At 68.6% G+C, this 26,892-nt stretch carries 23 protein-coding genes and 1 tRNA gene; 9 read left to right on the top strand and 15 right to left on the bottom strand.

All coding sequences use genetic code 11. The annotated features are described in order from the left end of the window. Positions 1–85 precede the first annotated feature (85 nt). The 4 genes from tig to ACMGEZ_RS05725 form a co-directional block, all read right to left on the bottom strand. Positions 86–1,399: a trigger factor gene (tig, locus tag ACMGEZ_RS05740; RefSeq protein WP_436821281.1), complete on the bottom strand. Its 1,314-nt coding sequence runs from the start codon at positions 1,397–1,399 to the stop codon at positions 86–88. A gap of 28 nt (positions 1,400–1,427) precedes the next feature. Further along, a tRNA-Leu gene (locus tag ACMGEZ_RS05735) sits at positions 1,428–1,514 on the bottom strand. 110 nt (positions 1,515–1,624) lie between these two features. Continuing rightward, positions 1,625–4,804, bottom strand: a complete 3,180-nt coding sequence (locus ACMGEZ_RS05730; RefSeq protein WP_436821280.1) for an efflux RND transporter permease subunit — start codon at positions 4,802–4,804, stop codon at positions 1,625–1,627. A 10-nt stretch (positions 4,805–4,814) separates the two neighbouring features. Continuing rightward, positions 4,815–5,984 carry an efflux RND transporter periplasmic adaptor subunit gene (locus tag ACMGEZ_RS05725; RefSeq protein ID WP_436821279.1) on the bottom strand — a complete coding sequence of 390 codons (1,170 nt, stop codon included), beginning with the start codon at positions 5,982–5,984 and terminating at the stop codon, positions 4,815–4,817. 73 nt (positions 5,985–6,057) lie between these two features. Between ACMGEZ_RS05725 and hpnC the strand changes: the two genes are divergently transcribed. Genes hpnC through hpnE form a run of 3 tightly spaced genes read left to right on the top strand, consistent with a single transcriptional unit; the run spans position 6,058 to position 9,103 of the window. Beyond that, positions 6,058–6,993, top strand: a complete 936-nt coding sequence (gene hpnC / locus ACMGEZ_RS05720) for a squalene synthase HpnC (protein WP_436821278.1) — start codon at positions 6,058–6,060, stop codon at positions 6,991–6,993. After that, entirely contained in the window at positions 6,990–7,829 is an 840-nt protein-coding gene (gene hpnD / locus ACMGEZ_RS05715; protein WP_436821277.1) for a presqualene diphosphate synthase HpnD, read from the top strand. Before hpnC ends, hpnD begins: the two co-directional genes overlap by 4 nt. Further along, the gene (hpnE, locus tag ACMGEZ_RS05710; protein ID WP_436821276.1) at positions 7,826–9,103 is read left to right on the top strand and encodes a hydroxysqualene dehydroxylase HpnE; all 1,278 of its coding nucleotides are present in this window, start codon (positions 7,826–7,828) and stop codon (positions 9,101–9,103) included. The genes hpnD and hpnE overlap by 4 nt, the downstream gene beginning before the upstream one ends. On the opposite strand, the gene ACMGEZ_RS05705 is transcribed toward hpnE, so the two are convergent. Both ACMGEZ_RS05705 and ACMGEZ_RS05700 read right to left on the bottom strand, forming a co-directional pair. Continuing rightward, positions 9,022–10,449, bottom strand: coding sequence for a sigma-54 interaction domain-containing protein (locus ACMGEZ_RS05705; RefSeq protein ID WP_436821275.1), 1,428 nt, complete (start codon positions 10,447–10,449; stop codon positions 9,022–9,024). The genes hpnE and ACMGEZ_RS05705 overlap by 82 nt on opposite strands. A 14-nt stretch (positions 10,450–10,463) precedes the next feature. Then, positions 10,464–11,792: a transporter gene (locus ACMGEZ_RS05700; RefSeq protein ID WP_436821274.1), complete on the bottom strand. Its 1,329-nt coding sequence runs from the start codon at positions 11,790–11,792 to the stop codon at positions 10,464–10,466. Positions 11,793–12,352: 560 nt separating this feature from the next. On the opposite strand from ACMGEZ_RS05700, the gene ACMGEZ_RS05695 reads away from it, so the two are divergent. The 4 genes from ACMGEZ_RS05695 to ACMGEZ_RS05680 all read left to right on the top strand — a co-directional run bounded on the left by ACMGEZ_RS05695 (position 12,353) and on the right by ACMGEZ_RS05680 (position 15,230). Further along, positions 12,353–13,609: a hypothetical protein gene (locus ACMGEZ_RS05695; protein ID WP_436821273.1), complete on the top strand. Its 1,257-nt coding sequence runs from the start codon at positions 12,353–12,355 to the stop codon at positions 13,607–13,609. A gap of 88 nt (positions 13,610–13,697) precedes the next feature. Beyond that, positions 13,698–14,045 (top strand): hypothetical protein, encoded by a 348-nt coding sequence (locus tag ACMGEZ_RS05690; RefSeq protein ID WP_436821272.1) that lies wholly within the window; start codon positions 13,698–13,700, stop codon positions 14,043–14,045. Between the two features lie 10 nt (positions 14,046–14,055). Then, a complete protein-coding gene (locus tag ACMGEZ_RS05685) occupies positions 14,056–14,742 on the top strand; it encodes a C39 family peptidase (protein WP_436821271.1) in 687 nt (228 codons plus the stop codon). Next, positions 14,742–15,230: a hypothetical protein gene (locus ACMGEZ_RS05680; protein ID WP_436821270.1), complete on the top strand. Its 489-nt coding sequence runs from the start codon at positions 14,742–14,744 to the stop codon at positions 15,228–15,230. The genes ACMGEZ_RS05685 and ACMGEZ_RS05680 overlap by 1 nt, the downstream gene beginning before the upstream one ends. 7 nt (positions 15,231–15,237) lie before the next feature. Here the strand turns inward: ACMGEZ_RS05680 and ACMGEZ_RS05675 are convergent, their stop codons facing one another. Next, on the bottom strand, positions 15,238–15,969 hold the full coding sequence (locus tag ACMGEZ_RS05675; RefSeq protein WP_436821269.1) for an HAD family hydrolase: 732 nt from the start codon (positions 15,967–15,969) through the stop codon (positions 15,238–15,240). Positions 15,970–15,984: 15 nt separating this feature from the next. Here ACMGEZ_RS05675 and hemH point away from each other — a divergent pair, with 15 nt between their 5' ends. Beyond that, on the top strand, positions 15,985–17,013 hold the full coding sequence (gene hemH / locus ACMGEZ_RS05670; protein WP_436821268.1) for a ferrochelatase: 1,029 nt from the start codon (positions 15,985–15,987) through the stop codon (positions 17,011–17,013). 13 nt (positions 17,014–17,026) lie between these two features. Here hemH and ACMGEZ_RS05665 read toward each other — a convergent pair whose 3' ends face one another. The 8 genes from ACMGEZ_RS05665 to ACMGEZ_RS05630 form a co-directional block, all read right to left on the bottom strand. Next, positions 17,027–17,533, bottom strand: coding sequence for a DUF1993 domain-containing protein (locus tag ACMGEZ_RS05665; RefSeq protein WP_436821267.1), 507 nt, complete (start codon positions 17,531–17,533; stop codon positions 17,027–17,029). 47 nt (positions 17,534–17,580) lie between these two features. After that, positions 17,581–18,456: an alpha/beta fold hydrolase gene (locus tag ACMGEZ_RS05660; RefSeq protein WP_436821266.1), complete on the bottom strand. Its 876-nt coding sequence runs from the start codon at positions 18,454–18,456 to the stop codon at positions 17,581–17,583. Continuing rightward, the gene (locus ACMGEZ_RS05655) at positions 18,453–19,517 is read right to left on the bottom strand and encodes a branched-chain amino acid ABC transporter permease (RefSeq protein ID WP_436821265.1); all 1,065 of its coding nucleotides are present in this window, start codon (positions 19,515–19,517) and stop codon (positions 18,453–18,455) included. Before ACMGEZ_RS05655 ends, ACMGEZ_RS05660 begins: the two co-directional genes overlap by 4 nt. Before the next feature lie 13 nt (positions 19,518–19,530). Continuing rightward, positions 19,531–20,514 carry a branched-chain amino acid ABC transporter permease gene (locus tag ACMGEZ_RS05650; RefSeq protein WP_436821264.1) on the bottom strand — a complete coding sequence of 328 codons (984 nt, stop codon included), beginning with the start codon at positions 20,512–20,514 and terminating at the stop codon, positions 19,531–19,533. Continuing rightward, positions 20,511–21,239: an ABC transporter ATP-binding protein gene (locus tag ACMGEZ_RS05645; RefSeq protein WP_436821263.1), complete on the bottom strand. Its 729-nt coding sequence runs from the start codon at positions 21,237–21,239 to the stop codon at positions 20,511–20,513. The genes ACMGEZ_RS05650 and ACMGEZ_RS05645 overlap by 4 nt, the downstream gene beginning before the upstream one ends. Further along, positions 21,236–22,069: an ABC transporter ATP-binding protein gene (locus ACMGEZ_RS05640; protein WP_436821262.1), complete on the bottom strand. Its 834-nt coding sequence runs from the start codon at positions 22,067–22,069 to the stop codon at positions 21,236–21,238. The genes ACMGEZ_RS05645 and ACMGEZ_RS05640 overlap by 4 nt, the downstream gene beginning before the upstream one ends. 68 nt (positions 22,070–22,137) lie before the next feature. Continuing rightward, complete coding sequence (locus tag ACMGEZ_RS05635) at positions 22,138–23,334, bottom strand: substrate-binding domain-containing protein (protein WP_436821261.1); 1,197 nt, start codon at positions 23,332–23,334, stop codon at positions 22,138–22,140. A gap of 297 nt (positions 23,335–23,631) precedes the next feature. Next, complete coding sequence (locus ACMGEZ_RS05630; protein WP_436821260.1) at positions 23,632–25,164, bottom strand: sigma-54 interaction domain-containing protein; 1,533 nt, start codon at positions 25,162–25,164, stop codon at positions 23,632–23,634. Between the two features lie 220 nt (positions 25,165–25,384). Between ACMGEZ_RS05630 and ACMGEZ_RS05625 the strand changes: the two genes are divergently transcribed. Then, positions 25,385–26,887: an efflux transporter outer membrane subunit gene (locus tag ACMGEZ_RS05625; protein WP_436821259.1), complete on the top strand. Its 1,503-nt coding sequence runs from the start codon at positions 25,385–25,387 to the stop codon at positions 26,885–26,887. Positions 26,888–26,892: the final 5 nt, after the last annotated feature.

Genomic DNA, 26,892 nt, shown 5'->3' with positions numbered 1-26,892 from the left:
GCTCTCCAGAGAGGTTTTACTGTACCCAGACGACATGGGGCCCGCGCCTGGAAAGCACAAGCCCCCGGGCGACGGCCGGCCGCGATCAGCCCTGCTGCGCCATCAGTTCGTCGAAGGAGACCGACTTGGTATTGACCTTGGCCTTGCTCAGCACGAAATCGGTCACGTTGTTCTCGATCACAACAGCCTCGACCTCGGCGAGGCGGCGGTTGTCGCTGAAATACCAGCGCACCACGTCGGCCGGCTTTTCGTAGCTCGCGGCCAGCTCGTCGATGTGGGCCTTGATCTGTTCGGGCTTGGCCTGCAGGTTGTTGGCGCGCACCAGCTCGGCCACGACCAGCCCCAGGCGCACGCGGCGTTCGGCCTGCGGGCGGAACACGTCGTCGGGGATCGGTGCCTTGTCGGCGTCCTTGATGCCGCGCTGCTTGAGCTCGGCGCGGGCGCCTTCAACCATGCGGTCGACCTCCGCCTGCACGCTGGACTTGGGCAGGTCCAGCTCGGCATTGGCGATCAGCGCGTCCATCACCGCGTTCTTGTTGCGCGCCAGCAGGCGGAACTTGACCTCGCGCTCGAGGTTGCGCTTGATGTCGGCGCGCAGGCCCTCGACCGTGGCCTCGGCGATGCCGAGCGACTTGGCCAGTTGCTCGTTGACTTCGGGCAGGTGCGAGGCTTCGATCTTCTTCACCGTGACCATGAAGTCCGCTTGCTTGCCCGCCACGTCCTTGCCGTGGTAGTCGGCCGGGAACGACAGGGGGAAGGTGCGGCTGTCGCCGGCCTTCAGGCCGCGCACGGCGTCTTCGAACTCCTTGAGCATCTGGCCTTCGCCGACGATGAACTGGAAGTCGTCCGCCTTGCCGCCCTGGAAGGTCTCGCCGTCGATCTTGCCCTCGAAGTCGACCGTCACGCGGTCGCCGTCCTGCACCGTTGCGTCCTGGGCGCGCTGGGCGAAGGTGCGGCGCTGCTTGCGCAGGATCTCGAGCGTCTTGTCGATCGCGTCGTCGCCCACCTCGGCGCTGAGCTTCTCGACCTCGGCGTTGGACAGGTCGTTGATCTTGACGTCGGGGAAGACCTCGAAGACCGCGTCGAAGGCGAGTTGGCCCTCAGGCGCCTCTTCCTTCTCGGTGATGCGCGGCTGGCCCGCCACGCGCAGCTTGGCCTCGTTGGCGGCCTGCGAGAAAGCCTCGCCGACCTTGTCGTTCATGACCTCGTAGTGCACCGAATAGCCGTAGCGCTGCGCCACCACCGTCATCGGCACCTTGCCGGGACGGAAGCCGTCCATCTTGACGGTGCGGGCCAGCTTCTTGAGGCGTGAATCGACCTCGGACTGGATGGTGCCGACGGGCAAGGTCAGCGTGATCTTGCGCTCGAGCTTGTCGAGGGTTTCAACGTTCACGGTCATTTGTGTCTTCCTTGAGAGGGTCTTGTTCTGGTGCGCGGGGCCGGACTCGAACCGGCACGTTCTTGCGAACGTCAGGACCTAAACCTGGTGCGTCTACCAATTTCGCCACCCGCGCGGTTCCAGTTTTTCAGGTGATGAATACGGAAGGCGGCCCGGAGGCCGCCTGCGCATTCGAGAAGCAGCCGGCCGGAAAGCCGACCGCCTGAAATCGGTCAACCGCGTATTTTAAGCGCGAACGAGGGCCTCTTCGGCCTCCTTGGCCGGGTTGTGCTCATCCCGCCGGACTCGGAACCAGGCCGCGTACATCGCCGGCAAGGCCAGCAGCGTCAGGACGGTCGCAACGATAAGGCCGCCCATGATCGAGATCGCCATCGGCCCCCAGAACACGCTGCGCGACAGCGGGATCATCGCCAGCACCGCCGCCGCCGCGGTCAGCACGATCGGTCGCAGCCGGCGCACCGCCGATTCGACGATCGCGTCCCAGGTGGGCACCCCGGCAGCGCGGTCGTGCTCGATCTGGTCGATCAGGATCACCGCGTTGCGCTGGATCATCCCCATCAGCGCGATCACGCCCAGCAGCGCCACGAAGCCGAAGGGCCGGTTCGACACCAGCAGCGCGCCGGCCACGCCGGCGATGCCGAGCGGCCCGGTCAGGAAGACCAACATCGAGCGGCTGAAGCTGTGCAGCTGCAGCATCAGCAGCGTGAAGACCACGAACAGCATGATCGGCACGCCGGCCACGATCGAGGACGAGCCCTTGCTGCTCTCCTCCACCGCGCCAGCCACCTCGATGCGATAGGCGCCCTGCCCTTCGGCATGCCACTTCGCCTCCAGCTTGCGCAGCGCCGGCAGCAGCTGCTCGGTGACGGTGGCGCCCTGCAGTCCCTCGACGATGTCGCCCTGCACGGTGATCGCGTAGTCGCGGTTCTCGCGCCACATCACGCCCGGCTCCCAGCCGAACACCGGCCGGGCGATCTGGGTCAGCGGAATCGAGCGGCCCGAGGCGGTCGGCAAGTAGGCGTTGCCGATGTCCGAGATCGCCTCGCGCTCGTCGGGCTGCTGGCGCAGCACGATGTCGATCAGCAAGTCGTTCTCGCGATACTGTCCGATGTTGGTGCCGCTGTACATGGTGCGCGACGCCTGCGCGATGGCCTGGCTGGTGACGCCGAGGGCGCGCGCCTTGTCCTGGTCCACCTCGAGCCGGATCACCTTGACCGACTCGTTCCAGTTGTCGTTGACGCCGCGCATGTTCGCGTTCTCGCGCATGATTGCCTTGACCTCGTCGGCATGCACGCGCAGTTGATGCGGCTCGGTGCCGATCACGCGGAACTGCACCGGATACGCCACCGGCGGCCCGTTGGGCAGCAGCTTGACGCGCTCCCGGACCTCGGGGAACTCCTGGGCCAGCAGCCCCGGCAGCTTGAGCCGCAGCGACTCGCGGTACTTGAGGTCCTGGGACAGCAGGATCAGCTGCGAGACGTTGGTCTGTGGGAACACCTGGTCCAGCGGCAGGTAGAAGCGCGGCACGCCGGAGCCGACCCAGGTGCTGACGGTGGTGATGCCCTCCTCCTTCAGCAGCCGCTGCTCGACCCGCTTCGTCACTTCTTCGTTGGCCGCGAACGAGGTGCCTTCGGGGAACCAAAGCTCGACCATGATCTCGGGCCGGCTGGAGTCGGGGAAGAACTGCTGCTGCACCTTGCCCATGCCGACGATGCCGAGTGCGAAGGTCAGCAGCGTCGCGCCGATCGTCAGCCACCGGTGCTCGACGCACCAGTTCACCGTGCGCCGGAAGGTGTTGTAGAACGGGGAGTCGAACAGCTCGTGCGGCGGCTCCTCCGGGTCGTGCGGCTTCACCTTGAGCAGCAGGGTGCCGAGGTAGGGCACGAAGTACACGGACACCAACCAGCTCAGCACCAGCGCGATCACCGTCACCGCGAAGATCGCGAAGGTGTACTCGCCGGTCACCGACTTGGCGATGCCGATCGGAAGAAAGCCCGCAGCGGTGATCAGCGTGCCGGTCAGCATCGGCTTGGCGGTGACGTCGTAGGCGAAGGTGGCGGCGCGCACCTTGTCGTAGCCCTCCTCCATCTTGCGCACCATCATCTCGACCGCGATGATCGCGTCGTCCACCAGCAGGCCGAGCGCGATGATCAGCGAGCCCAGCGAGATCTTGTGCAAGCCGATGCCGAAGTAGTTCATCGCCAGGAAGGTCACGGCCAGCACCAGCGGGATGGTGATCGCCACGACCAATCCCGGACGGATGTCGATGTAGTACCCGAAGCGCCCGCCCTTGTGCAGCCCGAGCGCGATGAAGCTCACCGCCAGCACGATCGCCACCGCCTCGATCAGCACGCGCACGAACTCGTTGACCGAAGTCGATACCGCCACCGGCTGGTCCTGCACCTGCGCCAGCTTCACGCCAGCGGGCAGGCGCTTGTCGATGTCGGCGGTGGCCGCGCGCAGCGACTTGCCCAGCTCGATGATGTCGCCGCCCTTGGCCATGGAGATGCCCAGCGCAATCACCTCCTTGCCCTGGTGCCGCACCTTGACCTGTGGCGGATCGACGTAGGCGCGCCGGATCTCCGCGATGTCGCCCAACCGGATCTGGCTGCCCGAGCTGCCGCGGATCGGCATCGCGCGCAGTTGCTCCACGTTGGTGAACTGGCCGGCCACCCGCACCTGCAGCACGTCCTGCGGTGCCTGGATCGTGCCGGCGCTCTCGACGGCGTTCTGCTGCCCGAGCTGCGACAGCACCGCGTTGAAGTCCAGCCCCAGCTGCGCCAGACGCTTCTGCGAGACCTCGACGAAGACCTTCTCGTCCTGCACGCCGAACTGCTCGACCTTGGCCACGTCCTTCACGCGCAGCAGCTGCTGGCGCACGTCGTCGGCGAAGGTCTTCAGTTCGGCATAGCTGAAGCCGTCGCTCTCGAGCGCGTAGATCACGCCGTAGACATCGCCGAACTCGTCGTTGAAGAAGGGCCCCTGGATGCCCGCCGGCAGCGTGCCGCGGATGTCGCCGATCTTCTTGCGCACCGTGTACCAGACGTTGGCGACATCGCCGGGCTTCGACGAGTCCTTGATCTGGAAGATGATCTGCGATTCGCCGGGCTTGGAATAGCTGCGGATCTTGTCGGCGTAGGGCGCCTCCTGCAGCGTGCGCTCGAGCTTGTCGGTCACCTGCTCGGCCACCTGCTGGGCCGTGGCGCCGGGCCAGTAGGTGCGCACCACCATCGCGCGGAAGGTGAAGGGCGGGTCCTCGTCCTGGCCCAGCTGGAAGTAGGCCGCAAAGCCCAGCAACATCAGCACCAGCATCAGGTAGCGGGTGAGCGCCGGATGGTCCAGCGCCCATTTCGAGAGATTGAAGCCGGCCTTGCCGGCACCGGAAGCGGTGGTCTCGGACGTCATCCCACCGTCCTCAGCGGGTGGAGGAAACCGGAGTGACCTGGCCGGGCGCCTTCACCGCTTCCTGGGTGGCGGCGGCGGGCGCAGCAGTCTTCTCGCGGTAGATCGACACCTTCTGGCCCGGCGACAGCACGTGCACGCCGGCCACCACCACCAGTGTTCCCGGCGCAAGGCCGCTGCCGATCACGGCCTCGTTGCCGTCCGCCGTCGCCACCTGCACCGGTTGCGAGCGCACGGTCATGCTGTCCTTGTCGAGCACCCAAACAGCGCTGCCCTTGCCTTCCTGGCGAAGGGCGCTGGTGGGCAGCTTCAGCACCGGCGTGCCGCTGCGCGAGAGCGCCTGCGGTCGGGCATAGACGGTGGAACCCAGTGCCGGCGCCGAGGCGGCGTCGATGGCAACCTTGACGGTGTAGGTCCGCGTCACCGCGTCGGCGCTGGCCGCCACCTCGCGCACCTTGCCTTCCATCTCCTTGCCGTCCGACCAGCCGCGCACGAGGACCGCCGAGCCCGGCTTCACCAGCCCGGCACGGTCTTCCGGCACCGAGAACACCACGTCGCGCGCGCCGTCCTGCGCGATCCGCACGACAGGCGCGCCGGCGGTCACCACCTGACCCGGCTCCGCCTCGACCGCAGTGACGATGCCCGGCACGTCGGCCACCAGCGTCGTGTACTGCGCCTGGTTGCCTTGCGAGGACATCTGCGCCTGCGCCTGCTCGAGCTGCGCCTGCGCCGCCTTGTAGGTGCTCTCGCGCCGCTCCAGCTCGGCGGCGCTGATGAAGTTCTGCTCGCGCAGCCCACGGTAGCGCTTGAGATCAGCCTCGGCCAGGTCGCGGTTGGTGAGCGCGGCAGCGTGCTGGGCCCGCGCCGCCTCGACGGCGAGCCGGTAGTCCTGAGGATCGAGCTGCGCCAGCACCTGCCCGGCCTTCACATGCTGGCCGAGCTCGGCCTGGCGGCGGGTGATCTTGCCCGCCACCCGAAAACCGAGCCGCGATTCGATCCGGGCGCGCACCTCGCCGGAGAACTCGGGTTCGGTGTCGTAGGCGCTGGTGCCGACCGCCATCACCTTGACCGCGCGCAGCGGCTCCTCGGCCGGCTGAGGACGGGAACAGCCCGCGAGCGCCACGGCAGTGACAAGCAGGAGGCCGGCGCAACGGCGGACGGCGGAAGCGGATGACGCGGTCATGGGGAACACCCTTGGCAGAAGATCGGGGTCATTAATGACCAGCCGGTTAGTAATCTAGGGTAAACGAGAACCGGTGTCAACGACAATCCGGCGCGTGCCTTCCACGCCCCACCCCCTCGTCGCCGCGGCGCCCGCCCACTACGAGAATTTCCCCGTCGCGTCCTGGCTGTGCCCGCCGCGTTTGCGCCCGCCCATCGCGGCCATCTACGCCTTCGCCCGCACGGCCGACGACATCGCCGACGAGGGCGACGCCGACGCGGCCCAGCGGCTGGACGATCTGCGCACCTTCCGCGCCGAGCTCGCGGCCGCCGCGCGCGGTGCTGTGCCTTCGGCGCGCTGGCCCGAGGTCTTCGGCCCGCTGGCCCATGCCATGCGCGATTTCGCACTGCCCGAGCCCCTGCTGGCCGACCTGCTCTCGGCCTTCATGCAGGACATCGAGAAGACCCGCGATCAGGCCGGCTATGCCGACCGCGCGGAGCTGCTCGACTATTGCCGCCGCTCGGCCAATCCGGTCGGCAGGCTGCTGCTGCATCTCTACGGCGTGGACGACGCCCGGGCGCTAGCGCAGAGCGACGCCATCTGCAGCGCCCTGCAACTGATCAACTTCTGGCAGGACCTGAGCGTCGACCTGCCGCGCGGCCGCTATTACCTGCCGGCGGCCGAGATCGCATCGCACGGTCTTGCGTTCGAGGACTTCCGCACCTTCAGGCCGCTGGCACCGCAGACGCCGCCGCCTTCGGCCATCGCGCTGATCGCGGCCCAGGTGGCCTGGGCCCGCGAGCTGATGAACGAGGGCGCGCCGCTGGTGCACCGCCTGCCAGGCCGCGCCGGCTGGGAGCTGCGCTTCGTCGTACAAGGCGGCCTGCGCATCCTCGACAAGATCGAGGCCCTGGGCTTCGACACCTGGTCGCAGCGCCCGACCATCGGCAAGGCCGATGCACCGCTCCTGGCCTGGCGCGCCCTGCGGATGCGGAGACAATCCCCCGCGATGACGAGTTTTCCAAGATGACGCCCGAGCAGTACGTCCAGGACAAGGCTGCCGCCTCGGGCAGCAGCTTCTACTACGCGTTCCTGTTCCTCCCCAAGCCGCGGCGTGCCGCCATCACCGCCTTCTACGCCTTCTGCCGGGAAATCGACGACGTGGTCGACGAGGTCAGCGACCCCGGTGTCGCGGCCACCAAGCTGGCCTGGTGGCGCAAGGAGGTCGCGCAGGCTTTCGACGGCCATCCGCAGCATCCGGTGATGCAGGCGCTGATGCCGCACGCCGGCGTCTACGGCATCGAGGCGCGCCAGCTGCACGAGGTGATCGACGGCTGCCAGATGGACCTGGACCAGACCCGCTATCTCGACTTCGCGGCCCTGAAGCGCTACTGCCATCTCGTGGCCGGCGTGGTGGGCGAAGGCGCGGCGCGCATCTTCGGCCAGACCGATGCGCAGACCACGGCCTATGCCCACAAGCTCGGCCTGGCGCTGCAGCTCACCAACATCATCCGCGACGTCGGCGAGGACGCGCTGCGCGGGCGCATCTACCTGCCCGTCAACGAGCTGCAGCAGTTCGACGTCAAGGCGCACGAGGTGCTCAACCGCGTGCATTCGGAGCGCTTCGTCGCCCTGATGAAGTTCCAGGCCGAGCGCGCCCACGCGGCCTACGAGGAGGCCCTCGCATTGCTGCCCGCGGCCGACCGGCGAGCCCAGAAGCCGGGCCTGATGATGGCCAGCATCTACCGCACCCTGCTGCGCGAGATCGAGCGTGACGACTTCAAGGTGCTGGACCAGCGCGTGAGCCTGACACCGCTGCGCAAGTTCTGGCTGGCCTGGCGTGTGCAGGCCCTCGGCAGGCTGTGACGAAAAACATCGCCGTGATCGGCGCGGGCTGGGCCGGCCTGGCCTGCGCCATCGAGGCCACGCGCGCCGGCCACGCGGTGACCGTGTTCGAGGCCGCGCGCGCCCTCGGTGGCCGCGCACGCGCCCTGCCCGCGCAGTTGCCGGGCGGCGAGCCGGTCATGCTCGACAACGGCCAGCACATCCTCATCGGCGCCTACAGCGCGACCTTGAGCCTGATGCGGGAGCTCGGCATCGATCCGGAAGCGGTGCTGCAACGGCTGCCGCTGCGGCTGCGCTTCGCCGACGGCAGCGGCCTCGCCGTGCCGCCCGGCGTGCCGCCGCCGCTGGATCTGCTGGCCGGTATCCTCGGCGCCCGCGGCTGGTCGTGGCGTGACAAGGCTGCGCTGGTGCGCCGCGCCCTCGCCTGGCGCTCGGCAAACTTTCTGTGCGATCCGCAGACCTCCGTCGGCCAGCTCTGCACCGGCCTAACGCCGCGCGTGCGGCGCGAGCTGGTCGAGCCTCTGTGCATCTCGGCCCTCAACACGCCCCTCGAGCGCGCCAGCGGACAAGTCTTCCTGCGCGTGCTGCACGACGCCCTCTTCACCGAACGCGGCGGCGCCGACCTGCTGCTGCCTCGCGTCGACCTGGGCGCGCTGCTGCCCGACGCCGCGGCGCGGTGGCTGGCGCAGCACGGTACGCGGCTGCACGCCGGCGCGCGCGTGCAAGCCATCGGCCGCGACTCCAGGGGCTGGCAGGTCGACGGCGAGCACTTCGACCGCGTGGTGCTCGCCTGCCCGCCCTGGGAAGCCGCTCGCCTTGCCGAAAGCGCAGGCCTGCTCGAGGCCTCCGGCTGGTCGCGATCGGCCCAGGCGCTGGAGCATGAAGCCATTGCCACCGTCTACGTCACCGGCGGCGCGGCGCTCTCTGCTCCGCTGCTCGCGCTGCGATCGTCCGCGGGTTCGCCCGCCCAGTTCGTCTTCGATCGCGGCCAGCTCGGCGGACCGCAGGGCCTGCTGGCGTTCGTGGTCAGCGCCAGCAGCGCGGACCGCGAGCTGCTGCAGCAGCAGGTCCTGGCGCAGGCCCGCGAGCAGCTTGGGCTCGCCAATCTGCAGCCGCTGCTGACAGTGGTCGAGAAGCGCGCCACCTTCGCCTGCACGCCGGGGCTAGAGCGTCCGCCCGCGCGCATTGCGGCGGGCCTCCTGGCGTGCGGCGACTATGTCGAAGGTCCGTACCCGGCGACGATCGAAGGCGCGGTGCGCAGCGGCAAGGCCGCGGGCGGCGTCGAGCCCGCGTAAGGGGCGTGCGACGCACCCAGCGCGATGCTGTGCTTCTCCATCAGGCGGTACAGGGTCATGCGCGACACGCCGAGCTCGCGCGCCGCCCGCGTGACGTTGCGCCCCACGCGCGTCAGCGTCATGCGGATGGCGTCGCGCTCGGCCAGCGTGCGGGCGGCGTCCAGTTCCAGGCTCGCGGGGCTTTCGACCTCGGCCAGCCCGAGGTCGGCCGGGCCGATCAGCCGCTGCTCGCTCATCACCACCGCCCGCTGCACGCGGTTGTAGAGCTCGCGCACATTACCCGGCCAGCCATGCGCCATCATGGCCGACAGCGCCTGCCTGCTGAAGCCCTGCACCCGCGTCTTGCCCGCGGCCGCGCAACACCGGAAGAAGTGCTCCGCGAGCATCGGCACGTCCTCCATCCGGCGGCGCAGCGGCGTCAGCTCGAGGGACAGCACGTTGAGCCGGTAGAACAGGTCGTCGCGGAATCGACCCACGGCCACTGCCTCCGCCAGGTCCACATGCGAGGCCGCGACCACCCGCACGTCCACGCGCAGGCTGCGCACGCCGCCCACGCGGCTGATGGTCTTCTCCTGCAGGAAGCGCAGCAGGTTGGTCTGCAGCTCCAGCGGCAGGTCGCCGATCTCGTCGAGGAAGATGGTGCCGCCATTGGCAGCCTCGATCAGCCCGCGGCGCTCCGACGAAGCGCCGGTGAACGCACCGCGCTCGTGGCCGAACAGTTCCGACTGGATCAGCGAGGGCGAGATGGCGCCGCAGTTGACCGCCACGAAAGGCCCCGACGAGCGCTGCGAGCATTGGTGGATGGCGCGCGCCGCCAGCTCCTTGCCGCTGCCGCTCTCGCCGCCGATCAGCACCGGCGCATCGGTGGCGGCCACGCGGCGGATCTGCTTGCGCAAGCGCGTGATGGCGGGGCCCTGCCCCACCATGCCCAACGCGTCGGCCGCATGCATCCGGTTCTCTTGCCGGCGCCGCAGCAGTCCGCGGCGAGCGGCATGCTCCAGCATCATCGTCAGCTCGCGAGCGTCCAGCGGCAGCGACGCGTGGTCGAAGAAGCAACTCAGCACCAGCTCGCGAAAGCCATGCGACTCCAACGCGGACGGCTCGCACACCACCACCCACTCCGTGCCTGTCGAGGCACTGACGCAGGCCTCGATCTCGGCCTCCGGGACCGGCAGCGAATCGCCAATGGCCAGCAGTGCGGCCGGGAAGCGCCGATGCGCCTGCAGCCGGCTCGCGGCTGCCAGGTCCGAGGCCTGCGCGATTTCCCAGCCGCCGGCAAGCAGCGACTCGCGCAGCTCGCGTGAATCGCCGCCGAGTGCGACGTACAGGAGGGTGAGGTGCTGCATGGCGTGCTTGATTGCTAGAAGGACATCGGCAGCCGAACGGTCAGCGTGAGGTCGGGCGTGTCGCGCGTCAGCCCGGCCCCCACGGTCACGTTCAACGAGGTCTTGTCGCTGATGCGATAGGCATAGCCCAGCTGGAGCGACGCCAGCTGCGTGCGCACCGAGGTGACGACCGGCAAGCCGTTCTGCGTGGTCTTGCCGATGGAGTTCAGGTCCACGCCGACGCTGAAGGAGGAACGCTCGTTGAGCGCCAGCCCCATGCCGAAGTTGACGCCGAAGACGTTGCCCGGCTTGACGTTGCCGATGAACTCGCGCTCGCCGTTGAGCACCACCCGGCTCAGGTTGTCGCGCCCGGCGTTGTAGGTGTAGGTGAAGCTGCCGAAGAACACGGCCGGGTCGGAAGGCAGCAACCAGGTCAGCCCCGCCTGCAGCGAATAGAAGCCGGAGCCGGTCGGCAAGTCCAACGGCAGGCCGGTGCCGGTGGTGTTCCCGATGCAGCGCGTGACGCAGTCGGTGACCACCTCGAAGGGGTCCTTGCCGGTACGGGTCTTGAAACGCAGCGAGCCGATCATGTAGGGCCAGTTGCCCTTGCCCTCGTTGAGCTGGTAGCGCGCTGCCAGCTCGACATCGCCGATCGAGTTGCCGCGCGTGTCGAACACGCGCTCGTTGGCCGAGCCGGTGAAGATCTCGCGGCTGATGGTCGAATCGGAACGGTGGACGTAGGGGATCTTGGCCTCGAGCTCGAGCCGGTTGGTGACGCCCCAGCGCCCGGTGACCGCCGCCGTCACCGTGTTGCGCTTGACCTCCCGCACGTCGACCAGGCCGATCAGCAAGGCGGGGATCACGGTGTAGCCCACCAGGGCGACGCGATTGTTCGACGAGTACGCGTACTGCAGCGACGGCTCGAAGACGAACTTGCCGCGCGGCGTGAGGATGCCCGGCTGGTCGAACAGCGGTGCGACCTCCGGAACCGCGGGCCCCTCGGCACTGGGAGCCACGCCGACGCGCACGGGCCGCGTTCCGGTGTCGGGCGCCTGTGCCGTGGCGGCCGGGGGGGTGGTGGGGAGCGGCACCTCCGGCCGTGCCGGCGGTGCACTGCGCGCCTCCTGCGTCTGCAGGCGTTCCTGCAGCTCGCGGTAGCGGGACTCCTGCTCCTGCGCCTGCTGGCGCAGCGACTCGATCTGCCGGCCCTGTTCTCGCAACTGCTGCTGCAAGGCCTCGATGCGCTTACCGGTGCTCTGCGTTCGGCCGGCCGCGCCGCCTTGCGCCTGCGCAAGCGCCCCGGACATGATCATCGAGGAACAAGCCAGGAACGCCAGCGTCCTGTGCGGATGATTCGTCTCCATGTGACCCTCCCCTTGTTGCTGTTCGTGGGTGATGTCGCATGGGAGCGTAAACGCACATTTCAAAGCGCTGCAAGATGCAAGTTGAAAACAAAGGTAATGCTGGAGGCGGCGCTGTCAGCGAGGTGTCGCAGATCTGATGCACTCTGCGGGCACTCGTTGACCGGGCTCCAGACGTGCGCCCGCGAGCTGGCAGCTCGCGATACGAGGGAAACGGCGCGAGGCCGGCTGCGATTGCGCCCGGAAAGCACGTCACATCGACGAGACGGCCGAAGGGAGTAGCGCGATCGGCAGCCGTTTCGCGCCGCCGAGTCAAACCCGCAACACCGCCTGGGGCGCCGGCGCGGCCACCGTCAACGCGCCGTGACAGATAGTCACTTCGCCGGCATTGCGGCACCGGTGTCCCATCCCGTTGCAGATGCCGCTGCCCACGCACCTCCGCTCGGAGAACGCAAGCGCCCCCGCCCTGCCCGGGTGCGCTGGCATCGAAGTTGCACGAGCCCCGCTCGATTGCGGCCACGCAATTCATCCTGAGCTTTGTCCATCAACAAGTTGGAGACCCTATGAAGAAGACAATCCTGGCCTCGGCCCTGACAGTTGCGTTCGGCTTCAGCGGTACGGCGCTTGCCAACGACACAGGCCAACTTGGACTCCAGTTGGCCCGCGAAGGCGATAACACGAGCACGAACACCAACACCACCACGAGCACCAGCACGCGCACGAACACGCGTACCGACAGCAGCACGAACAAGGACTCGGGCGATGCCTATGCGAACGCGACGCGCTCGGCGGCGCTCAACAACGGCTCCACCGGCACCTTCAGCAATGCCTTCAACGTGACGAAGGCCACGGCAAGCATCAATCTCAGCGGCACGGTGAGCGGCAACAGCATCTACGGCATCGGCAACCAGGCTGTCAACCTCGGCTCGGCCGCAGGCGGCGACGCCAAGGGCGGCTATGGCGGCGTGGGCCGCGGCGGCACAGCCAATGGAAGCGGCCAGGGCGGCAACGGCGCTGTTGGCAACGGCGCAGTCGGCGCGGTGGGCGGCACGGCGTCCAATGGCGCGATCAACCATGGCAGCGCGACGAACGGCAGCGCCCGCGCCGGCAACGGCGGCTGGGGCGACGGCGGCGGCGCCAATGGCCTGAATGCCAGCGGCTTCGTGCGGGCGAACGGCGCCAGTGGCGGCGACGGGGCTGCCGACGCGGCGGCGGCGGGCGGCAGCGGCGGCTACGGCGGCTCGTCGGGCAACGCCAACGGCACCGGCGGCTCCAGCGGCCGTGCGGGCGGCGGCGGCGGCACCAGCGGCACGGCGGACGGCACCGGTGGCACCACTGGCGCGGGCGGCGCGGGCGGCGCGGGCAATGCGGCGGCATCGGCCTCGGCCGGCGCGGGCGGCGCAGGCGGCGCGGGCGGGACGGCGACCAGCACCAACAGCGGCAGCCGCACGGCCGGTGCGGGCACCGGCGGCGCCGGCGGCTCGGCAACCAACGGCAGCGCCACCAATGGCAGCGCCAGCAACGGCAACAACACCGCAGGCAGCGGCGGCTCGGGCGGCAGCGGCACCGGTGGAGCGGGCGGCGCAGGCAACGGCGGCACGAACACCGCGCAAGGCGGCACCGGCGGCGTGGGTGAAGGTGGCACGGGCGGTGCGGGCGGGACCAACACGGTCAACGCGGGCACCTTCAACATGTCCAACACCATGACCAGCGTCGGGCAGTCGGCGGCCGGCATCATGATCGCGAACCAGAACAGCGGCCTCTCGTCGCTGGTCCAGCAGAGCGTGAATGTGCAGGCCAACCTGTCCGTGGGACGTTAGCAAGGGGAGAGAGCGGAGGACTTCCGCGCGGCTTGCAGCGATGCTGCGGTCGCGCGGACGTTTGCCGCTCGTCCACCGGAGAGACACCATGAGATCCATCGCACCCTCCCGATCCGCGGGCGCTTTCCTGCTCGCCCTTGTGCTCGCGGCTGCTGCCACGGCGCAGACATCGGTGGCGCCGAAGGAGACAGGTGCGCCGTGGAAGCCGGTCGACGCCAAGGCGCTGGACAAGTACCGCGGCGGGCAGGTGGTCAGCAACGAGATGGAACTGAGCGGCGTCACCGCCGGCAACGCGGCGCACAACGTCACGACCGGCAGCAACGCCATCAGCTCCGGCTCGTTCGCCAACATGAACGGCCTGCCCGTGGTGATCCAGAACACCGGCGCCAACGTGCTGATCCAGAACGCGGTCATCCTGCACCTGCAGATGAACTGAGGAAGCGGCGATGCGCAGCCTGCTGCTCACCCTCGCCCTCACCCTCTGCGCCGCCCCGGGCCCGGCGGCGGCCCAGCTCGCGCACCTGCCGGCCATGGGCTCGGGCGACGTCATCATGCCGGTCACCAGCATGCGCCAGGCGCGGCTGGCCGGCACGCTGCTGCAGAAGTACGACTTCTCCTGCGGATCGGCGGCGGTCGCGACCTTGCTCACCCATCACTACGGCTATCCGGTGACGGAGCAGGTGGTGTTCGAACAGATGTACGCGCGCGGCAACCGGCAGAAGATCCATCGCGAAGGCTTCTCGCTGCTCGACATGAAGAACTTCCTGGCGGCGCACGGCTTCCAGGCCGACGGCTTCGAGCAGCCGCTGGACAAGCTCAACGAGGCGCGCGTTCCGGCCATCGTGCTGATCAACGAAAACGGCTATCACCACTTCGTCGTCATCAAGGGCGTGCAGCGCGACCGGGTGCTGATCGGCGACCCGGCCCAGGGCACGCGCGCGATGCGTCGCGAGGCCTTCGAGGCGATCTGGAAGAACGGGCTTCTGTTCGTGATCCACAACCGGATGGAGATGGCCCGCTTCAATCTCGCCGCCGATTGGCGGGTGGCGCCACGGGCGCCGCTGGGCAACGGCGTCAATCGCGACGGCATGGCGGGCATCACGCTGCCCAAGCTCGGGCCGGGGGAATTCTGATGAGACGCGCGGCGCCACTGTTGCTCGCCGCCCTGCTCGGCGTCGCGCCAGCCCTGCCGGCGCGGGCGGACGCCATCTGGCAGGCGGTCAGCAACCGCACGCTGGACAGCCAGCGCGGCGGCTTCGACGTCGGCGGCGGGCTGCTGGTGAGCTTCGGCATCACGCGCGCCGTCTATGTCAACGGCGACCTGGTGACGCAGACTTCGCTCGACTTCGGCCGCGTCGCCGACCTCACGCCGGCGCAGGCCACGCAGCTTGCCAGGCAGATGGCAGCGCTTAACCTGGTCCAGGTCGGGCCGGGCAACAGCGTCGCGCCGGACGTGCTGGCAAACGGCACGGGCACGATCATCCAGAACACGCTGAACAACCAGCAAATCGTGAACCGGACCGTGATCGATGCCCGCAGCAACGCGATGGGCATGATCAAGAACCTCAACATCCAGAACACGCTGAGCGACGCGCTGAACCGCTCCGCCGCGGGGCGCTGAAGCGGCCTCAGCTGCTGGGCGAATCCAGTGCCCTGCACAGCGCATGCAAGTCGGGCACGATCAGCTGCGGCCGCGCGCCGTGCTCCCACGGCCGTTCCTCGCGCACCAGCCACGCGGCCTGCATGCCGGCGTCGAGGGCGCCCACCACGTCCAGCGCCGCATCGTCGCCTACGTGCAGCATGCTTTCGGGCGGCAGCCCGACCGAAGCGGCGGCGGCGCGGAAGATGGCCGGGTGCGGCTTGCCGCTGCCGAACTCGCGCGCACTGAATGCGGCGCGGAACCAGCGCCCCACGCCTGCCAGGTGAATGTCGGCATTGCCGTTGGAGACGGCCACCAGCGGGTAGCGCTCGCTGAGCCACTCGAGCGCGGGCAAGGCGTCGTCGTAAAGCGTCACGCGCTGGCGCTCGGCGAAGAAGACCTCGAACGCCGGATCTGCCAGCGCCGGATCCTCGTGCGCGCGCTTGAGCGCGGTGCGGATGGATTCGCGGCGCAGCGCGCTCAGGTCGTGCGCCAGGTCGGAGCGCTCCTTCTCGGTGGCTTCGCGCAGCTCGCGCAGCACGCCGGGCGTGATGAGCAGGTTCGCGGTCTTGGGGGCCTCCCGCAACAGCCAGTCATGAAGCGCGCGCTCGGCGCGTTCGATGGTGGGCCAGATGGGCCAGAGCGTGTCGTCGAGGTCGAGCGAGATTGCGGCAATGCGCTTCACGTCGAGCGTGGATGAATCAGGGGTCGCAAGGGCCATGGCCGAGAATAGCGCATGCCTTTTCGCCCCGAAGCTCCTGCCGCCGCAACAGACCAGGAGCGCATCGCCGTGCTCTGGTGCAACCTCGGCTCGCCCGATGAACCCACCGCGCGCGCGGTCCGGCCCTACCTGGCCGACTTCCTCGGCGACCCGCGCGTGGTCGAGATTCCGAAGGCGCTGTGGGCGCCGATCCTGCACGGCATCATCCTGCGCACCCGGCCTGCGAAGTCGGCTGCCAAGTACGCCAGCGTATGGATGCCCGAGGGCGCGCCGCTGAAGGTCTGGACGCAGAAGCAGGCCAGGTTCCTGGCCGGATGGCTGGGCGAGCGCGGGCACCGGGTGACGGTGCGCGAGGCCATGCGCTACGGCCAGCCTTCCATCGCTGCGCAGCTCGATGCCCTCAAGGCCGAGGGTGCGACGCGGGTGCTGGTGCTTCAAGCCTACCCCCAGTACTCGGGCACCACCACGGCCAGCGTGATCGACGCCGTCAATGCATGGAGCGCCCGCGTGCGCCGCGTGCCGGAGTTCCGCTTCGTCAACGACTACCACGGCGAGCCGCTCTACATCGACGCGCTGGCCCGCAGCGTCGAGGAGCACTGGAAGCATCACGGCCGGCCCGACCGCCTGCTGATGAGCTTTCACGGCATTCCGGAACGCAACATCCGGCTCGGCGACCCCTACCAGGCTCAATGCCTGGCGACCGCGGGCCTGCTTGCCGAACGCCTGAAGCTCGCAGAGTCGGAGTACCGCGTCACCTTCCAGTCACGCTTCGGCCGAGCGAAATGGCTGGAGCCCTACACCGAGCCCACGCTGCGCGAGCTGGGCGCGTCCGGCGTTGCGCGCGTCGACGTGCTGTGCCCGGGCTTCCCGGCCGACTGTCTGGAGACGCTGGAAGAGATCGCAATGGAAGGCCGCGACGCCTTCCTGCAGGCGGGCGGCAAGGAGTTTCACTACATCCCATGCCTCAACGACCGGGGCGACTGGATCACGGCGCTGGCAGCCATTGCCGAGCGCCATCTGAGCGGGTGGCCGACCCGGGCTTGAGATCCCGTCTTCCTCAGAACCGTCCCAGATAGTCCATCTTTCCCAACGGCACGCCGCTGTGCCGAAGCACGTCGTACGCGGTGGTCACGTGGAAAAAGAAGTTGGGCAGCGCGAACTGCAGCAGGTAGCGCTGCGCGGTGAAGTTCAGCTCGTTGCCGCGCGCCTTCATCGTGACGGGTCGGTCTTCGAAGCCGTCGACCAATGCGCGGTCCACGCTCTGCAGATAGTCGACCGTCTTCGCGACGCGGGCCTGCAATTCCGGATAAGTGGTCTCGGTGTCAGGAAAGCTCGGCGCCGTGAGGCCGGCGATCCGTGCGGTGCCCAGCTTGGAGGCGTCGCTCGCGCTCTGGATCTGGCCCGCAAGCGTGTACATGTCGGGCGCGAGCCGAGCATTGACCAGCACCGTCGGGTCGATGCCTGAAGCCTGCGCATGCGCAAGCCCCTTGTCGAGCAGATGCGAAAGCTGGCCGAGTCCGCGGAGAAAGACCGGGACCGAGATGTCGTAGAACGAGAGCGCCATGGATGACTCCGAGTTGATTCGGGGTCCGATTGTGGCGAGCTTGCTCCTTACGTGCCGGCAGCGCGCACAAAGGCCTCGATCGGCTCCAGATGGGCGGGTACGTTGAGCGCCGGCGCATGGCCGCAGCCCGGCACCTCGATGATCTGCAGGCGCCCTGCCGCGCCGGGCCCGCGGCGGCGCATCTCGGCCAGCGTTTCGGGCAGCACCAGGTCGGAGTCCTCGCCGCGCAGGCACAGCAGCGGCACCTCGATCGCGTCGTAGTGCGTCCACAGCACATAGTCTTCCGGATGAACGACGAACTGCCGCACCATGGCCGGGTCGTAGTGCGGCGTCACGCGGCCGTCGGGCAGGCGCCGCGTCGAGGTCTCGGTGAGGCGCCGCCATTGCGCATCGCTGAGCCACCCGTAAGGCTTGTAGACCGTGCGGAAGAAGGCCTCGAGCTCGGTCACCGTCTCGAAGGCCGGCGGCTGCCCGGCATAGGAGCGGATGCGCTCGACTGCCGCGTCCGCGATCTGCGGCGCGTTGTCGTTGAGCACCAGGCTGGCGATGCGCGCCTTCATGCGCGGCTCGACCAGGCCGCCTGCGCAGACCATGCCGATCGCGCCGCCCATCGAGGTGCCGACCCAGTGCACCCGCTCGAGCGACAGCGCATCGCACAGGCCCGCCGCGAGGCGCGCGTAGAAGGCCAGCTGGTATTCATCGTCGGGCGCCGGGCTCCACTGGCTCAACCCGCGGCCGAGGGTGTCGGGGCAGATCACGCGAAAGCCGCGTTCGGCGAAATGCCCGGCCAGTTCGTCCATGTCGCGGCAGGTGCGCGCCAGGCCATGCCAGGCGACGACCACCGGATCGCCCTGCCCGCCCCAGTCCATCCAGTGGATCTCGCGGCCGGCGATCTGCAGGTAGTTCGATGTCGGTGCATTCATCGCTGGGCCCTCGCGCGAAGCCGGCCGACGATGCCGGTCGGGAAGTAATAGACAGAGAGCACGAAGAGCACGCCCAGCCAGAGCAGCCAGCGGTCCGGCGACAGCAGCGCCGCCAGCCAGGAGACGCCGCTCGCCGCATCGCTGCCGAGGCGCAGCAGGTCCTGCAGATAGCTCTGCGCCACCACGAAGAGCGCGGCGCCGATGGCCGCGCCGTACATGGTGCCCATGCCGCCGATCACCACGATCAGCAGCACGTCGATCATGATCTCGAAGGACAGCGAGGTGTCCGGCCCGTTGTAGCGCAGCCAGATCGCCAGCATGGCGCCGGCCAGCGTGGCGAACAGTGCCGACAGCACCGACGCGGTGGTGCGGTAGACCACCACCCGGTAGCCGATGGCCTCGGCGCGGAACTCGTTCTCGCGGATGGCCTGCAGCACGCGGCCGAACGGCGAGTTGACGATGCGCAGCAGCGCCAGCACCAGCACCACCGCGGCGACGAAGAGCAGGTAGTAGCACAGCAGGCGACCGTCGAGCGAGACGCCGAGAAAGGGCTCCTCCGCGAATTCGAAGGACGGCGAGATCAGCTCCGGCAACTTGAAGGTCAGCCCGTCCTCGCCGCCGGTGAAGTCCGACAGCTGCGACGCCAGCGTCTGGAAGGCGGCGGCCACCGCCAGCGTGATCATCGCGAAGAAGATGGCACGCACGCGCAGCGAGAACAGCCCAATGGCGAGCGACAGCAGCAGCGACACGACGAGTGCCGCACCCAGGCCGAGCAGCAACGCGTCCCAGCCCGGCCCCAGCCGGGTCGCGGAGATCGCGATGCCATAGGCGCCGATGCCGAAGAACATGGTGTGGGCGAAGCTCACGATGCCTGTGTAGCCCAGCAGAAGGTCGAAGCTCGCGACCAGCACGATGAACACCAGCACCTTGGCCGCCACGCTCAGCGCCTTGACGCCGGGGAAGATGAAGGGCGCAAAGGCGAGCCCGACCAGCAGCAGCACCAGCAGCACGGCCAGGACACGGCTGCGCGGAAGGTCGTTGGAGAGAAGACGTTTCAGCATCATGTCGCCCTCTTCAACGGCTGCTCGCCACCGGATACACGCCTTGTGGGCGCCACAGCAGCACCGCCACCATCAGCGCGATGCTGGCGAATTGGGTGGCCACCGGCAGAAGGAAGCCGGTGTAGTTGGTGAGCAAGCCGACCAGCAGCGCGCCGATCAGCGCGCCGGTGGTCGAGCCCAGGCCGCCGATGATGATCACGATGAAGATCAGCACGTTGACCTGCGCACCCATCTGCGGGATCAGGTTCTGCTGGAACAGCCCCCACATCACGCCGCCCAGGCCGGCCAGCGCGCTGCCGACCACGAAGACGCCGATGAAGAGCCGTCCGATGCGGTAGCCCAGCGACTCGACCATCTCGCGGTCCTGCACGCCGGCACGGATCAGCAGGCCGATCTTGGTGCGCGCGAGCGTCCAGGCCAGCACCCCGAAGACGACGAGCCCGACTGCCACCGCGACCAGGCGGTACTTGCTGATCGCCGCATCGCCGACCAGCAGCGAGCCGCGCAGCCCATCGGGCAGCGGCAGCGGGATCTGCCCCGGCCCCCAGATCACCTTGATCAGCTCCTCGCCGATGATCATGCCGCCCATCGTGATCAGGATCTGCTTGAGATGCTGCCCGTACACCGGCCGCACGATGAAGCGCTCGAAGGCCAGGCCGATCGCGCCGGCCACGGCCATCGCCACCAGCATCGCGGGGAACACCGCCACCAGGTTGCGCCAGACCTCTTGCGAGCCGGTCCAGTCGCCCATGCCGCCGAGCACCGTGCTGGCGACGAAGGCACCCAGCGCGATGAACACGCCGTGGCCGAAGTTCAGCACGTCCATCAGGCCGAACACCAGCGTCAGGCCCGAGGCGATGATGAAGATGATCATGCCCATGGCGAGACCCGCGACGGTGAGCGTGAGCCAGGTGGAGAAGGAGCCGGTCAGCGGCAGCGCGACGAGCGCGAGCACGGGGACCAGCAGCAGCGGCTTCCAGTCGAAGTCGAGTTTCATATGGCCAACCCCAGCAGCGACCGCTGCAATTCCTCGTCGGCCGAGAAGGCCGCCATGCTGCCGCCGTGCACCACGCGGCCGTTGTCCATGACCGCGACCGTATCCCCGAGCCGCTGCGCGAAATGGAGGTTCTGCTCGACCAGCAGGATCGTCACGCCGCTCTTCTTCAGCGCGCCGAAGGCTTCGATCATGTTGTTGATGATGGCGGGCGCCAGGCCCTTGCTGGGCTCGTCGACGATCAGCAGTTCGCGCGGCTCGACGATCGCGCGCGCGACGGCGAGCATCTGCTTCTGCCCGCCGGAGAGCTTGCCCGCCGGGTGGTTCCAGAACTTCTGGACCGCGGGGAAGAGCTCGAAGATCCACTTCAGGCGTGCATCGTCCATCTGCTCGGCATTCTTCGCGCCGCGCGCTGCGAGCAGCATGTTCTCCTTGACGGTGAGGTCCGAGAAGATGCCCATGTTCTCGGGCACGTAGGCGATGCCGAGCTCGGCGATCTGCGGCGTGTGCATTGCCGTGATGTCGCGCTCGCCGAAGCGCACGCGGCCTTGCGAGGCATGCCACAGGCCCATGATGGTCCGCAGCGTGGTGGTCTTGCCGGCGCCGTTGCGCCCCAGCAGCATGGTGAGCTGGCCGCGGGGCACGGCGAGATCGACGCCATGAAGGATGTGGTAGGCGCCGATGTGGGTGTGGACGCCTTCGAGTTGCAGCAAGGCTGGATGGCTCATCGTATTTCTCCTTCCGCCGTGCGGGGGAAGGCCGGGATGGGGGCGGTCACATGCTGCGAAGCGTCCTCGGCGCCAGCCGCAGGCAAGCCGAGGTACGCCTCCTGCACCACCGGCGAGGCAATCACCTCCGCCGGCTCCCCGTCCGCCACCAGCTGCCCGTTGTGCAGCACGATGATGCGATCGGCCAGCTCGCGCACCACGTCCATCTTGTGCTCCACCAGCAGGATGGTCTTGCTGCGGTCCTTCTTGAGCGCGCGGATCAGGTCCAGGATCACCGGCGCCTCGGCCGTGTTCATGCCCGCCGTCGGCTCGTCGAACATGAACACCTTGGGTTCCAGCGCCATCAGCAGCGCCACCTCCAGCTTGCGCTGGTCACCGTGCGGCAGGCTGGCCACGGTCGCATGCTCCTTGGCCTTGAGCGCGACCGCCGCCAGGATCTGGTCGGCCCTTTCGGTGAGCTCGCGGTGGTCGCTCCAGATGCTCCACAGGTTGAGCCCGCGCCGGTGCGGCCCCTCGCGCGTGGCCTGCACCGCGAGCCGCACGTTCTCCAGCACCGTCAGATTGGGAAAGAGGTTGGTCAGCTGAAAGGCCCGGCCCAGTCCCGCGCGCGTGCGCGCCGAGGTGCTCAGGCCCGAGAGCACCTGCCCGTCGAGCGACACCGTTCCGGCGCTCGCCTTGAGCTGCCCCGAGATGAGATTGAAATAGGTGGTCTTGCCCGCACCGTTCGGACCGACGATCGCGGTCAGCGTGCCGGGTGCGAAGGCGCAGCTCACCGCGTTGACCGCGACATGGCCACCAAAGCGGATCGTCAGATCCTTGGTTTCGAGCATGGGATGGAGGAAAGAAGGATGCGGGTACCGGACGCAGTGCATCCACTGCGTCCGGCGTCCGTTTTTGCTCAGCGCTTGTTCTTGATCGGAATGTCCATCTCGGACGCCTTGATCTCGCGCACCAGCTCCGGCACGCCCCAGGCGAAGGCCGGGTCGGCCTTGATCTTGAAGTGGTACATGCTCTGCAGCGCCTGGTGGTCTTCCTTGCGGAAGGTCATCGGGCCCTTGGGCGTGTCGAAGGTCATGCCTTCCATCGTCGAGATGAGCTTGTTGGTGCTGGTGTCGCCGCCCGTCTTCTTGAGCGCCGTCACCACCGCCATCGCCGCGCTGAAGCCGCCGGCGGTGAAGAAGTCCGGCGGCGTCTTGAATTCCTTGTAGTGCGCCGCGACCAGGGCCTCGTTCACCGGATTCTTCGGGATGCCGAAGTAGTAGTACGTTGCGCCTTCCATGCCCGGCAACTGCTTGTAGCTGGCCATCGCGGGCAGGATGTTGCCGCCGGTGGCGATCTCGATGCCGTAGCGCTTGAGGTCGAGGTCGGCGATCTTGAAGGGGTTGCCTGCGCCGGCCCACACGACCCAGATCACCTTGCGGCCCGGCTGATCCTTGAGCTTGTCGATCAGCCGCTGCGCGCCGGCGGTGAAGTCGGTGGTGTTCTGCGGCAGGTATTCCTCATGGACGATCTTGGCCTGCTTGATCGCGTCCTTGAAGGCCTTCACGCCGTCGCGGCCGAAGGCGTAGTCCTGCGCCAGCGTCGCGATGGTGACGCCCGGCTTGTCCAGCGCGACCGCGTTGCTGATCGCGTCCTGGCTCGAGTTGCGGCCGGTGCGGAAGATGTACTTGTTCCACTTGTCGCCGGTGATCGAGTCGGCCACGGCGGGCTCGACCAGCAGGATCTTCTTGTACTCCTCGGCCACCGGCAGCATCGCCAGCGCCACGCCCGAGGAGGTGGGCCCCACCGCCAATGCCGCCTTGTCGTCCGCATAGGCCGCGGCCAGCAGCGACTTGCCGAGATCCGGCTTGCCCTGGTCGTCCTTCTCGATGACGACGATCTTCTTGCCGTTGACGGCCATGGTGCCGCCGGTGGCGTACTCGAGGCCCATCATGAGGCCGGTCTGGGTCTGCTTGCCATAGGCTTCCAGCGGGCCGGTCTTGCTGTAGATATGCGCGATGCGGATCTCGTTGGACTGGGCCAGCGCGGGGGTGCTCAGCGCGGAGGCGCCCAAGGTGGCGATGGCCGCGAGGGCGACCAGGTGGCGACGGTGCATTCTTTGTCTCCTGAAATGGATGACTGAATATTGCACAGTTCGTGCCAACTGCAATCGCGTTGACCGCCAAGGACTTTCCCTCACGTTTCGAATGAAAAGGCTGAAATCAGGACATTCGATTTGCCCGACGTTCAGGCAAATGCATGATTTTCAGTCAGGGTTTTCCAGAGACTCGCCATTGTCTTTGCAGGTACAACGCAAGCTGCGATGAGCCCGGGAAGGCGGTGGAACGCATCACCCACGCATAGCAGCCTTTCATGCTCGGACGCGAAGCCCGTGCATAAGGGCTCGCAACACTCAGTCCCCGCTGTCCAGCCGCTCGTAGAGCGTCGCCCGCGAGATCTTCAGCAGCCGCGAGGCCGCCAGCTTGTTGCCCCCGGTCGCCGCCATCGCAGCCGCAATGGCCTTGCGCTCCAGCTCGGCGACCTGCTCGGCCAGCGGGCGCAGCAGCAGGGCCTTGTCGTCGCCCGCGGCTGTCCCCGGCGCCGGTTGCAGCGGGTCGGGCGCGGCGATCTTCTCCTGCCCGGTCTCGCGCAGGATGCGCTCCAGCTGCGCCGCGTCGATGCGCTGCGAGTCGCTGCGCATGGTGACCTGCTCCAGCACGTTGCGCAGCTCGCGGATGTTGCCGCGCCAGTGCTGCGCTGCCAGCAGCGCCAGCGCGTCGGGCATCAGCTCCGGCGGTGCTTCGCCGCTGCGTAGCGCCATGTCCTCGCCCAAGGCTTCGACCAGCGCGGGAATGTCGGCGCGCCGCTCGCGCAGCGGCGGCACGCGCACCGGCAGCACGTTGAGCCGGTAGAACAGGTCTTCGCGGAAGCGCCCTTCCCTTACCAGCGCCGGCAGGTCACGCGAAGTGGCGGCGATCACGCGCGCGTCGAAGGGCACCAGTTTGTTGGAGCCCAGCGGCTCGATCTCGCCCTCCTGCAGCGCGCGCAGCAGCTTGGCCTGCAGCGGCAACGGCATGTCGCCGATCTCGTCGAGGAAGAGCGTGCCGCCGTCGGCCAGCTTGAACTTGCCCTCGCGTGCCTTGCGGTCGGCGCCGGTGTAGGCGCCTGGGGAGACGCCGAAGAACTCGGCCTCCAGCAGCGTGTCGGGCACGGCCGCGATGTTCACGCTGACGAAGGCGTTGCGCGCCCGCGCCGAGGCGGCGTGGATCGCGTGCGCTAGCAGTTCCTTGCCGGTGCCGGTCTCGCCCAGCAGCAGCACCGGGCTGGACGACTGCGCCGCGCGCCGCGCATGGCGCTTGACCTCCACCGCCGCCGGGCTGGCGCCGATGAAGCTGGCAAAGGTGTACTTGGAGCGCCTCTGGCCATCGGCCGACTGCTGCCATAGCGGGTTGTTGCGCTGGCTCGCGAGCTCGCGCCGAGCGTCGTCCAGGTCGCGCTGCAGCAGCGCGAACTTGCTGATCAGCGGCTGCAGCGTGTCCTCGGGGTGGTCGAAGAGCACGATGCCGATGGCGCCGATCACCGCGCCGGCCGCACCGTCCTCGCGCTCCTCGCGCAGCGGGATGCGGCTGACCACGAAGGTGCCGGCCTTGTTGGTGAGCAGGTCGATCAGGATCGGCTCGCCGGTCTCCAGCACGCGATGCATCAGCGTGTTGGGCACCACCTCCTCCACCGGGTGGCCGAGGAACTGGTCGATGGACGAGAAGCCCAGGGCCGGCAGGAAGCGGCGATAGCCCTCGTTGACCCAGACGATGCGCCCGCTGCGATCGACCAGGAACATGCCCTGGCTGATGCTGGAGAAAAGGTGAAACATCGAGCGTGCTGCCAGCGCCAGGATGCCTTCGGCATCGAGCGGCAGTGCGGCGGTGGGCGCGGTGCTGGCAGACATGGCGGAATCGTAGCCTCTGTGCATCAATAGACGCTTCGAACGTCATCAATCGCACTTTCGCGACTGGCTACGATGCAGGGTTTTTCAATTTGCAGTAGGGGCTTGAATGCCGGCGCGCGCAGTCTTGCTATGCTGCGCGGCTTGCCAGGCCCACCCGGCTGCATCCGGCCAGCAACGCGATCCACCCGATCGCCAGCCACGCCACTTTTTGCGGAACCTCATGAGGAACTCCCGGCTTCGCGCGCTCTGCTTCGCGCTTCCTTTTGCACTCCCTTTGGCGTTCTCGGCCTGCACGCTCCCGCGCCCGCCCGAGAAGGTCACGGCACCCACGCCCGTCCAGTGGAGCACGCCCCTGCCCCATGGCGGCTCGTTGCCCGTGCTCGCCGACTGGTGGCGCCAGCTCGACGATCCGCTCCTGGTCGAGCTGATCGACGCGGCCCAGGCCGCCAGCCCCAACGTGGCCAGCGCCGCCGCGCGCATCGCCGAGGCACGGGCCTCGCGCGTGGCGGCCGGTGCGGCGATGGCGCCCAACCTCAGCGCCAATGCTTCGGCCAGCCGCAGCAACTCGCCCACCAGCGGCTTCAGCGGCCTGGGCGGCACCGGCGGCACGGGCACCGGCGCGGCGAGCACCTCGATCCCGGCGATCACCACGCTGCAGGCCGGCCTGCAGTCGAACTGGGAGGTCGACCTGTTCGGCGGCCTGCGCGCCACCCGGGACGCCAACCAGGCCCGGCTCGACAGCGCCGATGCCAGGTGGCACGAGGCGCGGGTGTCCGTTGCGGCCGAGACGGCCAACGCCTATTTCGCGGAGCGCGCCTGCCGGCGCCAGCTCGCCGTGGCCACCGACGACACCCGGTCGCGGGCCGAGACCGCGCGCCTCAACGAGCTTTCGGCGCGCGCCGGCTTCACCGCGCCGGCCGACGCCGCGCTGGCGCGCGCCGGCGCCTCGGACGCCTCGGCCAGGCTGACCCAGCAACGTGCCCAGTGCGCCCTGCTGCAGCAAGCGCTGGTCGCGCTCACCGGCTTCGATGCGCCCACGCTGCAGGCCCGGCTCGATGCCGCGCCGGTCGAGCGCACGTTGCCCGCCGTTCACCCGGTCGGCAGCGTCCCCGCCGAGGTGCTGGCCCAGCGGCCCGACGTGTATGCGGCCGAGCTCGGCGTGGCCGCCGCCAGCGCCGAAGCCGGCTTCGCGCTGGCGCAGCGCTTCCCGCGGCTGACCCTGCAGGGCTCCATCGGGCGGCTGCAGTTCCGCACCAGCGGCTTCCGCGAGACGGTGGACACCTGGAGCATCGGACCGGTGGCGCTGACCGTGCCGATCTTCGACGGCGGCACCCTGGCCGCCAATGTGGACGCCGCGCGGGCCCGCTACGACGAAGCCGTCGCGGTCTACCGAGGCAACGTGCGCCAGGCGGTGCGCGAGGTCGAGGAGGCCCTGATCAACCTCCAGAGCACCGACCAGCGCGCCGGCGATGCCGACGCCGCAGTGCAGAACTACCAGGCCTCCTTCGACGCCACCAGCGCGCGCTATCAGAGCGGGCTGGCCAGCCTGTTCGAGCTGGAAGACTCGCGGCGCACGCTGTTCGCGGCGCAGACCGCGCGCGTCTCGCTGCAACGCGAGCGCGCCGAGGCCTGGGTTGCGCTCTACCGCACAACCGGCGGCGGCTGGTCGCGGCCGGGCACCGAAACGACAAGCACCTCTTCGATCGCGAAGTCAGCGAAGTAGCTCTT

Origin of the sequence: Variovorax stachyos (genome assembly GCF_051400855.1) — a bacterium.
Lineage (GTDB): Bacteria > Pseudomonadota > Gammaproteobacteria > Burkholderiales > Burkholderiaceae_C > Variovorax.
This window is presented reverse-complemented; position numbering and strand designations above follow the sequence as displayed.